Source organism: Citrobacter sp. Cm046 (assembly GCF_030333065.1).
Lineage (GTDB): Bacteria > Pseudomonadota > Gammaproteobacteria > Enterobacterales > Enterobacteriaceae > Citrobacter > Citrobacter murliniae.
The window spans coordinates 52,959-66,242 of the sequence record NZ_JAOWGP010000037.1; the positions used below are offsets into that span (position 1 = coordinate 52,959).

Consider the following 13,284-nt stretch of genomic DNA (forward strand, 5'->3'; position numbering starts at 1 on the left):
TGGCGCTGTCAATCCGGCACGATGGCCGCGTGATACATAACTCAAACGATAAGAAATAGAGTAGAAATGTCGATGGGGTTATGGATATTTTTTATTCTGTCTACCATGCTTTGCCTACTCGTCAGTTAAGCGAACCACTCATCCCCAGAGATTACGTCTTTTGGCCGAGGACACGACAATGCGCAGCATACTGCTTCCTCTAACACTCGCAGCGTGTCTTTTTGTTTTCGGCGTTTCTGTCCTGAATATTCAGCTCTGGTATTCATCCAGGGCCGATAGCCTTGCTGGCGCTAAATATGCAGAAAACAACATAAACAATATACTCGATGAGGCTACTCTGGCGACCAAAACGGCTAAGGACATCGTCGTGAAGGGTTGCGATCTGGAAGAACAATATCAGCTCGGCACAGAAGCTGCTCTGAAGCCTCACCTGCGGACCATTCTTATCATCAAAAATGGGGCAGTATGGTGTTCATCGCTGCCGGGTAATCGCGTGTTACTGACCCACATTCCCGTTGTGCCTGAAACAAACTTACTGCTGGCACCCGCCAAAAACACCGTCAACGGCCTGCCGGTACTGCTCTACCAGACACTTTTTGCAACGAGCCGTATTCTGGTCACCATCAGCGATCAGCATATTCGCGGAGCGCTAAATGTTCCGTTGAAGAGGGTTGCGTATTCACTACTCGTGGGAAATAACACCATCGGCCTGTCGGGAGATGTGGCAACAATAGACGCAAATACGCCACTAACCGGGCGAATTGACTCGGCTAAATATCATTACAGTATAATTTACAATCAACCGCCGCTGTTCAGCTTAGCCAGACTGGTCACTAAAGGTTCAGGCATACTGATATTCATCCTGCTGATATCCGGTATCGCGGCTTACGCACTGGAAAAATATTTGAACAAGAATGCGACGCCTGAAGAGACGTTACGCAAGGCAATCAGCAACGGAGAGATCGTACCTTTTTATCAACCGATCGTTAACGGCAAAACGTTGACGCTGCGCGGTGTTGAAGTACTAGCCAGATGGAAACACCCGAGAGCCGGATATATCTCCCCGGCGTCATTCATTCCAGTTGCCGAAAAATCCGGTCTGATAATTCCCCTGACTCAAAGTCTGATGACACAGGTCGTGACGCAGATGAATGTCATTGCCAGTAAGTTGCCCGAGGGATTTCATGTCGGGATTAACTTTAGTGCATCCCATATCACCTCCCCCACATTTGTTGAGGAGTGTCTGAAATACAGGGACAGTTTCAGACGAAATGATTTACATCTGGTTATTGAAGTAACCGAACGTGAACCCTTACATGTGGATGAACACCTCGTTCAGCGACTTAATGTCCTGCACGAAAATGGTTTCGTAATTGCCCTGGATGATTTCGGCACCGGCTATTCAGGACTTTCTTATCTTCATGATCTGCATATTGATTATATTAAAATTGACCAGAGTTTCGTTGGTAGAGTAAATGCCGATCCGGATTCAACCCGCATTTTGGATTGTGTGCTGGATCTGGCTCGCAAACTGTCGTTAAGCATTGTCGCCGAAGGGGTCGAAACGAAAGAGCAACTCGACTACCTGAACCAAAATAACATTACCTTCCTGCAGGGCTACTATTTCTACAAACCGGTAACCTTCACCGGACTGGTCAAAATTCTGCTGTCAAAAGCCAGAGCTAAGGTGATTGTCGAGTAAACGTATAACCGATTAACTGTAATTCTATGTCACTGATTCAACACAGGCATAGCAAACAGCATTATTCGAAAGGTTTAAATAAAAACAGGCGGAGAATGATGAAAAAGATAGCAATCGTTGGTGCGGGACCTACTGGTATTTATACGTTATTCGCGCTGCTTAAGCATCAAACACCGCTGTCAATTACCCTCTATGAACAAGCCAAAGAAGCCGGGGTTGGTATGCCCTACAGCGACGAAGAAAATTCAAGGATGATGCTGGCAAATATCGCCAGCATTGAAATTCCCCCCATTATCTCGCCCTATATCGACTGGTTACGCCAGCAAAGTGAAGCACATTTAGCGCGTTATGGCGTTGAACATGGCTCACTGCACGTCCGCCAGTTTCTGCCGCGCATTCTTCTTGGTGAATATTTCCGTGACCAGTTTTTACAACTTGTCAGCCTGGCGGAAAGACAGGGGTTTAATATCAAAGTGAATGAATCCTGCCTGGTAAACGACATCCAGGCAACAGCGGAGGGCATTGTTGTTTGCACTGAGCAGGCTGCACCTGAACTATTTGACCTCGCCGTCATAGCAACGGGGCACGTTTGGCCTGATGAGGAGGCGCTAACTCGCACCTTTTTTCCCAGCCCGTGGACCGGTCTGATGGATGCATTAATCCCGGCATGCCAGATAGGGATAATGGGCACGTCTTTGAGCGCTCTTGATGCGGCAATGGCTGTCGTGGCGCAGCATGGCAGATTTGTGTCCGATAACGGGCAGCATATTCGCTTCGAAAAAGATGACAAAAGTCGGGATCTGCACATTGTACTCATGTCCCGCTCCGGCATTTTACCGGAAGCCGATTTTTACTGCCCTATCCCCTATGAACCGCTGTGTTTTGTTACCGGGGAAGCACTGGAAAAACAGATAGTCGACGGCTCAGAAGGCCTGCTCGACCGGGTCTTTGCGCTGATAGTAAAAGAAATTGAACATACTGACCCTGTATGGAGCCAACAGATCGCTCTGTCATCGCTTAATGCGGACAGTTTTACGCAGGCCTGGTTTGCCGCACGCAAAAAACACGACCCTTTTCAGTGGGCCGAAACTAACCTTGAAGAAGTTGAGCGTAATAAGCGTGACCGACGAACTGTCGCCTGGCGCTACACTATTCTTCGCTTGCATGAGGCCGTGCAGGAGATTGTTCCCTCACTCAATGAGAAGGACAGAAAACGCTTCAACAACGGACTTGCGCGCGTCTTTATCGATAATTATGCCGCCATCCCCTCACAGTCAATTCGCAGATTACTGGCACTGCGTGAAGCCGGGATAGTGAGTATTCTCGCCCTCGGCCCGGATTACCAGTTGGAGCAGCAAGGTACAGCAACCGTAATCTCCGCTAACGATAAGGCGTATAAATTTGACGTGTTTATCGACGCCAGAGGACAAAAACCACTAAAAACAAAAGATCTGCCATTTCCGACGTTACGAAAACAGCTTCAGTCCACAGGCGAGGAATTACCAGATGTCGGTGAAGACTACACCTTGCAGGCACCGGATATTGTTCGTGGTCGTATTGCACTTGCCGCCATTCCCTGGCTGATGCACGATCAACCGTTCGTACAAGGTCTTACTGCCTGCGCGGAAATAGGCGACTGTATTGCGAAAGCTATTGTGCAACCGGCAGTCCGTTTTCGTCGACGTTTGCCGTTCTATGAGACATGACTAAAACACACTGCTATTACCATCAAAAGAAGCATTATCGCGAGGTGGTAAGCAGGTATAGTTGTCTCCACCATCTTCTTTATCGCAGAGATCTGATCTTATGTCCGCTTCTGTTCCCCTCTTTGCTGCTGGCAGTTTACGGCCGGCATTAACCCCGCTGATAAGCCATTTCACCCGCCTGAGCGGAATAGATTTCACGGTTGAATATGGCCCGGCAGGTTTATTGCGGGAGCGAATTGAGGCCGGTGAACCGTGCGCACTTTTTGCTTCGGCAAATCGAGCACATCCCCAACAGTTACTGTCCAGTCGTAAAGCCGTATCCGTACAGACGTTTAGCCGTAATCAACTGAGTCTTACCACCGCTCGTCCCGGCGAATGGCTGGATTTGCTGCGTGACCCCACCCTGCGTATCGGTACATCAACCCCCGGATGCGATCCCTGTGGCGATTATACCTGGGCCTTTTTCGAGAAGCTGGATTTGCTTGAAGCGGGTCTTGGGCAACAACTGCGCGAACGCGCCACTGCGCTGGTTGGAGGTCGCGACAGTCTCAACGTGCCAAAAGGCGAACTGGCCAGCGCATGGGTTATTCGTCAGGGATTTGCCGATCTGTTCATTGGTTACGCGCACTATGCGAAAACGCTGTGTGGGCAGCCCGATGTCCGTTGTCGCAATCCCGCCAGAACACAACGTTCAGTGCGAATATCAGCTTGCCATTCTCGACGCGTCTAAGGAGGTCATGGCGTTGGTTGAATTTATTCTCACCAGCGGCGGTCAGGAATTTTTAACCGCCGCCGGATTTTTACCCCTCAGCGATGGATCGCAAACAGGGGCGCAATAAACGGCGTCGGATGATTTTCCAGGCTTAATTTTCGCAGCGGCAATCCATAAGCCCTGTACAGATTATCTTCCGTCACAACGCTGTCTGTAGGACCGGCAAGCCATTTCCCCTGCGGTAACAGCAACAGCGTATGGGTTGCTATTTGCAGTGCATGCAGCGGATCGTGAGTGGAAAAGAGAATACAGCATCCTTGTCGATGGGCCAGATCGCTGATGAGTTGCAACACTACCTGCTGATTGGCTAAATCCAGTGCGGAACAGGGTTCATCAAGCAACAACGTCTGGCAATCGGTTACCAGTGCCCTCGCGATCATCACCAGCTGTTGCTGCCCACCGGAGAGCGAGCTAAACGAACACGCAGCAAGATGCGCAATGTTTAACTGTTCCAGCGCCTCAGCCGCCCGTTGCTTGTCCTGATGACGGGGTTGGGCAAACAGCTTCACATGTTGTGCTCGCCCCATAAGCACGACATCACTCACCGTATAGGGAAATGGTAGATGGGAATGCTGAGCGACAATCCCGATTCCACCTTCACTTTCTATACTTCCACCAAGCGCAGGCAACGTACCGGTTAACGTGTCCAGCAGAGTGCTTTTCCCCAACCCATTACGCCCCAGTACGGCCCATATATCACCTTTCTCACAACGAAATGTGAGTGGCTCAAATAACGGCGTTTGGTAACCATATGCCAGTTGATCAACATACAGAACCGCAGATTTCATCGTTTTCTCCGACGACTGGACTGAATTAACAAAAAGGCAAATAGGGGCGCACCGAGCAATGCGGTAATGATCCCCAGGGGTATTTCTGCCGACATCAAAGTACGCGCAATATCATCTACCGCAATCATAAAACCGCCCCCCAACCAGAAGGCGCAGGGAAGTAATCGACGATGATCGACACCCACCAGCAGTCGCGCCAGATGCGGAATAACCAGCCCAACCCAGGCAATGCTGCCGCTGACAGATACCTGTGCCGCGACTAAAAACGCGCAGCAGACCAGCACACTGCGTCGCAGAGGAATCACCGCCACGCCGAGCGCTTTAGCGTCTTTATCATTGAGTGATAACAGGTTTATCCGCCAGCGCAACTGGTACAAAATTGTCGCCGCGATACTGACCGGAACGGTCAACATCAGCACTTTATGCCAGTTGGCCGTCGCAAAACTACCCAGTAGCCAGAACACAATATTAGGCAATGTTTCTTCGGTATCGGCCTGATATTGAATCAGACTCACCAGTGCCGCAAAAAAACCACTCAAAATGATACCTGACAGGATCAGAACAAGCGTATTCTCCAGTCCCTGGAGCGCGGCAATGGCGTACACCAGGATTAAGGCTGCCAGACCGAAGAAGAACGTTGAGCCCATCATCAGCCACGGATCCAGCCCGAGCAGAATAGCCAGCGTGCCGCCAAAAGCTGAACCGGAAGTTACCCCAATAATATGTGGGTCAACCAACGGGTTATGAAACACCCCTTGCAAGGTGGCGCCACACAGCCCAAGGGCTCCCCCCGCTAACAATGCCATCAGAATACGCGGAAGTCTGACAGTCCAGATGACCTGATTTGCAATGCCCTGAGTGTCGGAATAATGGCTAAGCTGATAAAACACATCGCCCAATGACAATGGATAATGTCCAAGACACAGCGAGCCCACTCCCAGCAACAGCACAGCCGTTATGAGGATCGGTTGCCAGGGTAAAATGCGCTTACTTACCAGCATCAGGTTGCCAGTTCACACGATAAAAACGTTGGTAGTACTCCTGCGCCTGCGCATCAACATTCACGTTTTTATAGGCATCCGGGTAGAGTTTTTTTGCCATCCATAACTCACCAATCGCCAGTGCTTCCGGCATCGGATATCCCCAGGCTTTAGCGTATTCAGGCATCAGCCAGACACGATGGTTTTTCACCGCATCAATTCCCTGCCAGTTGGGATCGTTTTGGATCTCAGCCACCACCTGCGGATAGCGATCCTGAACAAAAATGACCTGCGGGTTCCACTGTAATACCTGCTCAAGCGAAACCTGCCGCGCCCCTTTAACACTCGCAGCCGCAACGTTTAGCCCGCCAGCGTGCTGCATCATCAGCCCGGTGTACTTTCCGGAACCATAGGTCATGAGATCGGGGTTAGCCATATAGATACGGACTTTTTGCGCTTCGGGAATATTAGCGACCGGTGCATTAAATTTTTCCCTCGCCGCAAAAACGTAGTTAATCAGCGATTCAGCCTGGGATTTGCGCCCAACCACATCGGCAATCAGCCGAATGCCCTGCTTTAACCCTTCGTTATAGACCTGTTCCTCGTCGGCCATTGTCGGGTTCATTTTGTTCTGCTGCCCGTCAATATCCTGGCGTAACGAGATAGCCACCACCGGAATACCGGCATTCTGGATCTGCTGGATCATCTCCGCTGGCGCATAGTTGGCAACGAACACCACCTGCGGATGAATCGCCAGCAAACTTTCAATATTCACGCTGGTGAGATCGCCAGGCGTTGGCAATGAGGTAATCGTTGGCATAAAGCGGGCAAACTCAGGGCCAAGCTGTTTTTTCCAGCTCGACATGACACCAACAATTGACTGTTGAGCATCCAACTGAACCAGAATATTCAGCGTCTGGTGTTGCAGCACAACCACCTTATCGACGTGGTCTGGTAGCGTGACCTGACGGCCTAGCTGATCGGTGACACTGCGGTCTGCCTGCGCGGAAAACGCAAACAACAGGCTGGCACAAACCAGCACAAAAGAACGAAGAGTTAACATAGATACCATCTGGAAAGGAAAAAACGATATGCATTAAATTATATAACGATGTGACTGGCAACCCATTATCTATAAATCGAGCCATTCAAAAGATGAAGATCAATTTATGACGTGAAACAGGCAGGATCGTGTTACGTCACGCTGGACTTAACGGCGATAAAAGAAAAGCCGACGGCAATCACTACCGTCGGCCTGCGTGCGTACTGCGCGTCAGATATTACGATTTAATGGCCATTTTGATGATATCTAACGCTTTGGCGAACTGATCTTGCGGAATAGTCAGCGGATAGAGGAAGCGGATCACGTTGCCGTATTGACCGCAGGTTAACAGCAGTAACCCCTGCTCAAGCGCTTTCTTCTGCACGCGTTGCGCGACGGCAGCGCTTGGCTCCTTCGTTGTTGCATCACAAAATTCAGCAGCAATCATTGAGCCTAATCCGCGTACTTCGGCCAACTCCGGACACCCTGCACGAGCATCGTTCAGGGCCGCACGCAGTTGCTCACCAAGTGCTTCTGCACGCTGGCACAGTTGTTCATCATGAATAATATCAAGCACCGCGTGGGCCGCTGCCACAGCCAACGGGTTTCCGGCATAAGTGCCGCCCAAACCACCCGGCGCTGGTGCGTCCATAATCTCGGCCTTACCGACCACACCTGACAGCGGCATACCACCAGCAAGACTTTTCGCCATGGTCATCAGGTCAGCTTTATGATCGTAGTGATCCATAGCGAACAACTCACCCGTACGGGCAAAACCACTTTGCACCTCATCGGCAATCATCACAATGCCGTGCTCATCACAGATGCGGCGGATAGATGCGACAAATTCAGGCGGAGCTACAACAAATCCCCCTTCGCCCTGCACGGGTTCGAAAATAATCGCCGCCACCTGGCTGGGGTCAATGTCAGCTTTAAACAGCCGCTCAATTGCTTTCACCGAATCTGCAGTGGAAATACCCTGTAGTTCAGAAGGATAAGGCGCATGGTAAACAGATCCAGGGAACGGACCGAATCCTTTTTTATACGGCGCGACCTTGCCGGTAAGCGCCATGGTCATGTATGTGCGTCCGTGAAAACCGCCGCCAAAGGCGATAACACCCGGCCGACCTGTGTGTGCGCGGGCAATTTTAACCGCGTTTTCTACCGCCTCTGCTCCGGTAGTAAAGAATGTGGTTTTACGCGGCCCATCAACAGGCGCAACTGCATTGATTTTCTCAGCCAGAGAAACATAGCTCTCGTACGGGACTATCTGGTATGCCGTGTGAGTAAAAGCCTGAAGCTGAGCCTCGACTGCCTGCACCATACGAGGATGACGGTGTCCGGTATTCAGCACGGCAATTCCGGCAGCGAAATCAATATATTGATTGCCTTCGATATCGGTAATTGTGCTGTTTTCCGCTGACTGAGCGAAAAAATCACACATCACACCTACGCCACGCGGGGTGGCATCCAAACGACGTTGTTGCAGGTTTTTATTGTTCATTATCTACACCTTGTCCATAAACATATCCGGGTTGAATTACCCTTTAAATTTAGACGCCATCTGGTACTTTAATCGAGAGCCAAATCGTTTTATTTTAAGGATCCAAATGCGTTCACTTGCCGGAGATGTGATCAAGCAAGCATTTAGCCAGCAGACTGACGAAAAGCTTCATCGTCGTCTGTATGCCGCCATCTGCAGTTGTATTCTTGAAGGTAACCTGAAACCAGCAACCCGCATGCCCCCTTCGCGGGATCTGGCTAGTGAGCTGGCGCTATCTCGCAACACCGTATTACGGGTATATGAGCAGTTACAGGCCGAGGGGTATATTTCTGCACGCACCAGCAGCGGGACGTTTGTTACTGACAGCGTACTGGATAATCTCAACCTGCGCACCGACAGGGAACCCACCTCACCCGCGCAAGAAGACCACACCAGCTTATCAGCCCGTTGTCTTGAACTGCTGGGTTACGCTAGCGCGAGCCCCCGACAGTGGGGACCTTTTATCCCAGGCGTACCTGACGTACAGTATTTTCCTCACCGCACGCTCAAAAAGATTCAGGACCGGCTGGCAAGACGGTTGCGCCCGGAGTTTCTTACCTACGATGCTACAGGCGGCGTAAGTGAGCTGAAAGAGGCGCTGGCCGATTACCTGCGTACCGCGCGCGGCGTCAGATGCTCTCCCGAACAGATACTGATCACCGAAGGCATTCATCAGGCGTTGGATCTGGTGACCCGCACTCTGTGTGACCCAGGTGATAACGTCTGGATTGAAGAACCTGGCTACTGGGGAATAAAAAACATTCTGCGTATCAACGCTGTTAACTTTTCGGCGATCCCCGTTGATGAACAAGGTATGGTTCCGCCAGGAGCATCAGAGGTTGCGCCGAAACTGATTTTTGTGACACCGTCACACCAATATCCCCTCGGTTCGGTAATGAGCCTCAGCCGGCGGCGGCAGCTCCTCTTTCGGGCGCGTGAAACACGAAGCTGGATAGTGGAAGATGATTACGACAGTGAGTTTCGCTTCTCGGGTCAGCCCATTCCGTCATTACAGGGACTGGAGGAAGAGAGTCCAGTCATTTACATCGGCACGTTCAGCAAAACACTTTATCCCGCACTCCGACTCGGTTATGTCGTCCTGCCCAGGGCACTCGCTACCCCACTGAAGAAAGTTCATACTGACCTCTACCGCGGTGGTCATCTTCTGATTCAGGCCGCGCTGGCTGAGTTTATTAAAGAGGGTTACTACGCGGCCCATATCCGCAAAATGCGTCAGCTCTACAGCCGCCGTCGCCATATGCTGGTTGAACTGATCACCAGGATGCTCGGTGAACATTATCTGGGTTCCTTCAACAGTAACGCCGGGCTGCATCTGATTTTACAGTTGCCAGCCGATAGCGATGACGTTGCCATTGCACGGTTGGCAAATGCCGAAGGTTTGTTGGTTCGACCGCTGTCGCGGTATTACATCAGTGAAGAGAAACGCCGCGGTCTGTTGCTGGGATTTGCCAGCATTGAAGAACATGAGATGGCATCGGCGTTTTCCAGACTGGCCGGGATTATTAAAGCCCATAGCTGACGAACGTCGGATTTGTACGCCGGATGAGGTTTGCCCCCCCATCCGGCGTTCTGCTAGTGTGTGGCTTTTTTAAGTCCGGCCAGATCCTCCTGAGTTATCTCGCCATTACCTTCGCCCCAGCTTTTACGCACATAGTTGATAACGTCGCGCATTTCACCCTTAGTCATCATTCCCTCATACGCTGGCATTTTGAAGGAGACATTTCCCCGCATCGTGGGTGTTTCCGCCCCCTGCGTAATCACTCTGTACAGCGGGGTCGGATCGTCAATCATGACCAGCGGGTTTTTGATCAAAGAAGGCACATTATCATCCGTTCCTTTGCCTTCCAGGCCGTGACAGGTTGAGCAATAGCGGTTATAGACAACCTTGCCCGCTTCAGGCGAATTTGACCACGTAGCCGTCGGGCGCGTCGGGGCAGCCTTATCGCGCTTCAGACTCAGCAAATACTGCGCTATCGCCGCAGCGTCATCATCCGTCAGATACTGAGTACTCTGACTCACAACCTCGGCCATTGATCCTGAAACCGCGGCATGTTTGCTTTTTCCTGTCAGTAACAGCGACGTTAACTCCTGCTCTGACAAGGCGGTCCCTCTGAGTGATGGTGCGTACCAGCCGTCGATCATCGCGCCGCTCAGGTATTCATCATCGCTACTGGTGTACGCTTTTTCCTGCATCGCTATCCCCCTTGGGGTATGACACGAACCGCAGTGACCAGGCCCTTCAACCAGATAAGCCCCCCGATTGACCAGCTCAGTATTTACATCCGTTTTTTTGCTCTCAGGTGCGTCGGTAAACAACCAGTTCCAGATATGCAGCGGCCATCGGGCCGAGAGGAGCCAGGGGATGGCGTTCTCTTTATTGGGTTCTGCAGATGAGGTGACATCATGCATAAAATAGGTGTACAGCGCCTGAACATCCTCATCGGAAAGCTTCGCATAAGACGGATAAGGCATCGCCGGATAAAGTGGATGACCGTCTTTGGCAATACCCTGGCGCACCGCTTTTTCAAACTCGTCGTAAGAGTAGTTGCCAATACCGTGGGTCTTGTCGGGGGTAATATTCGTCGAATAAATATCACCAACGGGCGTGGGAAACTTTTTGCCCCCCGCCATCGCCGCTCCGCCCTCAGCGGTGTGACATGCCACACAGTCAGAAATTCGCGCGATGTACTCACCGTTAGATTCAGCAGCAGAGACACCGACGCTAAATAAACAAGCGATAAGAAAGGTTACGTTACGCATAGATCACCCCATATCCTTGAGTTCGTTGACCGCACGCCATGCCTGATCGATCGCAGCATGCGCATAAGCACTCCAGTCAGAATCCGAGTTAGCAATGGCAATTCGACCGACTGGTTTACGCGCCCGGTCAATAATCTCGGGCATTTTGTCCATATCATCGAACAGCGACGTGGGGTAATACGCATAACCATGCGCCCAACGGTTAACCGTAATGGCTGAAATATCCCGTTGATTATCAAAACCCGTAGAACCGAACATCTCCTGCAACTGGGCGCGAATCATTTCTTCATGCGCCGCAAACGTGGTACCAAGTAACCATGCCCGCCCCAGGCGGAACTGTTCCCTGGCTGACAGATTACTGCCCGGATAAGTAGGCACATAGACCATATGAATAACCATTGGTTCGTCCGGTGTCGCCGGATGCTGGTAACCTCCGATACTAACCGGATAGTCGAGCTTCACCCGACTGTAAGGCGCAGCGGGAGAGTAAAACTCATGCACACCAAGCTGCTTAAACGCATTCCAGTTCTTGACCACCACGTTGGTGTACACAAGCGGTGCTTTTACGTTCAGTTTGAGGTCTGCTTTTTGCTGTTCCGGCGTTTCAGGCACAATGTATGGGATCATCATGTTATAGCCCGCCATGATGGCATTCTTACCGCGAACGCGATGCATCTTGCCATCACGTAACCAGGTTATGGCAACGCCGTCCGGCACGTTCGCCGCGTTGATCACGGTACTGTTCAGGCGCAGACGGGTTGTATTTTCCGGCTGGTCCAGCTTTTCGTAATGCAGCCTTGCGAGGACTGAATCTTCCATTGAATTGCCTGGCAGCGCGTCGGGCAGCAGGTGTCTGACCAGTAGTCGCGCCAGACCGGCATTGCCGTCCGGGAAATGATAGACATATGGCTCTTCGAGATCGGCCAGCGACTCCCCGTCCAGTGGCGGTAACCCTAATGCCTCCATACCAGGTAGTGCGCAGGCTCTGGCATCACTGCAGGAAATTCCCTCGATACCAATAGCAAAGAAATCATTGGAACGCTGCTGAAAATAGAGCAGCGCCATTTTGCTCAATCCGACTTTTGTTGCAAGGAATTCACTGTAGCTGTGGGCATCCATCCAGTCGCTTTTTTCGTCCACCGTCATGCCCTGAAGATAATCGACCGGGCGCACATGCAGGTCGATGAGCGCCTTTCGGTCACTTTCACTTAATGGAAAGTCGTTGATAAACGCTTCGATATTTCGCCCATTAAGTCTGTCCGGTGGAATATCATCGGAGACGGCCCGCCCCGGATCGCCACTGACTATTTTGGTCTCACCAAAATTCTTTTTGTCGAAAAATACGCCGCGACTAAGTTGCCAGTCAGGGTAGAAATTCACGTCAAAACTGTCTTTCAGACGCGTAGCACTAACGCCAACTGTCTCCATCAGTTTTTGGACCACGGGGCTAAAATTGTGCGCTGGTGACTGAAATGACTCGCTGCCGCCATAGCCAAGAAGTTTTTTGCCCGCGGAATTAAATTCGTTACGTTTGGCGTGCCCGCCAAAATCATCATGGTTGTCGAGGATAAGGATCCTGCTGCTCTGCCCGGCGAGTTCACGCCAGAAGCACGCGGCAGCCAGTCCGCTAATGCCGCCACCGACGATAACCAGATCGTACTCCTCCTCGATGGGGAGAGCGTTTAAGTCAAAACGTTTATGCTCACGGCCCAATGCATGAGCCATCTCGAACGAACCTGGATGATTACCCCGCAGACCAGTCAACGCAGGCGGATAATAACTTCCATTAATGAATTCGTTGCCATTTCCTGCCGCCCTGACCAGATCCAGAGGAGTCAGTCCCGCAGCGATAGTGACCGCCACGCCGTTGAGAAAATCACGTCTGGTAATTGCCATTAACTTTGTCCTTTTGCCACTTGCACACTGCCCTAAAAAAATCAGAGTCTCCCCCTCTTTTTTGAGGGAGAGAC

At 51.2% G+C, this 13,284-nt stretch carries 9 protein-coding genes and 1 pseudogene; 4 read left to right on the plus strand and 6 right to left on the minus strand.

Going from position 1 to position 13,284, the window contains the following annotated elements:
- The first annotated feature begins 178 nt into the window (after positions 1–178).
- From pdeG to OGX98_RS08990, 3 genes and pseudogenes are all read left to right on the plus strand, one after another.
- Entirely contained in the window at positions 179–1,702 is a 1,524-nt protein-coding gene (gene pdeG, locus OGX98_RS08980) for a cyclic di-3',5'-guanosine monophosphate phosphodiesterase PdeG (protein ID WP_045442358.1), read from the plus strand.
- 98 nt (positions 1,703–1,800) lie between these two features.
- On the plus strand, positions 1,801–3,408 hold the full coding sequence (locus tag OGX98_RS08985; protein WP_286595258.1) for an FAD-NAD(P)-binding protein: 1,608 nt from the start codon (positions 1,801–1,803) through the stop codon (positions 3,406–3,408).
- Between the two features lie 100 nt (positions 3,409–3,508).
- Positions 3,509–4,247 (plus strand): annotated as a pseudogene (locus OGX98_RS08990) (substrate-binding domain-containing protein).
- Here the strand turns inward: OGX98_RS08990 and OGX98_RS08995 are convergent.
- The 4 genes from OGX98_RS08995 to puuE form a co-directional block, all read right to left on the minus strand.
- Positions 4,216–4,968: an ABC transporter ATP-binding protein gene (locus OGX98_RS08995; RefSeq protein WP_286595142.1), complete on the minus strand. Its 753-nt coding sequence runs from the start codon at positions 4,966–4,968 to the stop codon at positions 4,216–4,218. The pseudogene OGX98_RS08990 and the gene OGX98_RS08995 sit on opposite strands and share 32 nt — an antisense overlap.
- Positions 4,965–5,969: a FecCD family ABC transporter permease gene (locus tag OGX98_RS09000; RefSeq protein ID WP_286595143.1), complete on the minus strand. Its 1,005-nt coding sequence runs from the start codon at positions 5,967–5,969 to the stop codon at positions 4,965–4,967. Before OGX98_RS09000 ends, OGX98_RS08995 begins: the two co-directional genes overlap by 4 nt.
- Positions 5,956–7,011 carry an ABC transporter substrate-binding protein gene (locus tag OGX98_RS09005; protein ID WP_048221552.1) on the minus strand — a complete coding sequence of 352 codons (1,056 nt, stop codon included), beginning with the start codon at positions 7,009–7,011 and terminating at the stop codon, positions 5,956–5,958. The genes OGX98_RS09000 and OGX98_RS09005 overlap by 14 nt, the downstream gene beginning before the upstream one ends.
- A gap of 217 nt (positions 7,012–7,228) precedes the next feature.
- Positions 7,229–8,494, minus strand: a complete 1,266-nt coding sequence (puuE, locus tag OGX98_RS09010; protein ID WP_045442343.1) for a 4-aminobutyrate transaminase — start codon at positions 8,492–8,494, stop codon at positions 7,229–7,231.
- Positions 8,495–8,600: 106 nt separating this feature from the next.
- Here puuE and pdxR point away from each other — a divergent pair, with 106 nt between their 5' ends.
- Positions 8,601–10,073 (plus strand): MocR-like pyridoxine biosynthesis transcription factor PdxR, encoded by a 1,473-nt coding sequence (gene pdxR, locus OGX98_RS09015; RefSeq protein WP_284096398.1) that lies wholly within the window; start codon positions 8,601–8,603, stop codon positions 10,071–10,073.
- Between the two features lie 53 nt (positions 10,074–10,126).
- On the opposite strand, the gene OGX98_RS09020 is transcribed toward pdxR, so the two are convergent.
- Together OGX98_RS09020 and OGX98_RS09025 are read right to left on the minus strand one after the other, a co-directional pair.
- Positions 10,127–11,314 (minus strand): c-type cytochrome, encoded by a 1,188-nt coding sequence (locus tag OGX98_RS09020; RefSeq protein ID WP_048221555.1) that lies wholly within the window; start codon positions 11,312–11,314, stop codon positions 10,127–10,129.
- Between the two features lie 3 nt (positions 11,315–11,317).
- A complete protein-coding gene (locus OGX98_RS09025) occupies positions 11,318–13,210 on the minus strand; it encodes a flavin monoamine oxidase family protein (protein ID WP_048221556.1) in 1,893 nt (630 codons plus the stop codon).
- Positions 13,211–13,284 lie beyond the last annotated feature (74 nt).

What these genes read in the sequence shown, in the direction of transcription:
- OGX98_RS09020 (WP_048221555.1), bottom strand. Translation starts at nt 11,314, where the DNA reads ATGCGTAACGTAACCTTTCTTATCGCTTGTTTATTTAGCGTCGGTGTC.
- OGX98_RS09000 (WP_286595143.1), bottom strand. Translation starts at nt 5,969, where the DNA reads ATGCTGGTAAGTAAGCGCATTTTACCCTGGCAACCGATCCTCATAACG.
- pdxR (WP_284096398.1), top strand. Translation starts at nt 8,601, where the DNA reads ATGCGTTCACTTGCCGGAGATGTGATCAAGCAAGCATTTAGCCAGCAG.
- OGX98_RS09005 (WP_048221552.1), bottom strand. Translation starts at nt 7,011, where the DNA reads ATGTTAACTCTTCGTTCTTTTGTGCTGGTTTGTGCCAGCCTGTTGTTT.
- OGX98_RS08995 (WP_286595142.1), bottom strand. Translation starts at nt 4,968, where the DNA reads ATGAAATCTGCGGTTCTGTATGTTGATCAACTGGCATATGGTTACCAA.
- pdeG (WP_045442358.1), top strand. Translation starts at nt 179, where the DNA reads ATGCGCAGCATACTGCTTCCTCTAACACTCGCAGCGTGTCTTTTTGTT.
- OGX98_RS09025 (WP_048221556.1), bottom strand. Translation starts at nt 13,210, where the DNA reads ATGGCAATTACCAGACGTGATTTTCTCAACGGCGTGGCGGTCACTATC.
- OGX98_RS08985 (WP_286595258.1), top strand. Translation starts at nt 1,801, where the DNA reads ATGAAAAAGATAGCAATCGTTGGTGCGGGACCTACTGGTATTTATACG.
- puuE (WP_045442343.1), bottom strand. Translation starts at nt 8,494, where the DNA reads ATGAACAATAAAAACCTGCAACAACGTCGTTTGGATGCCACCCCGCGT.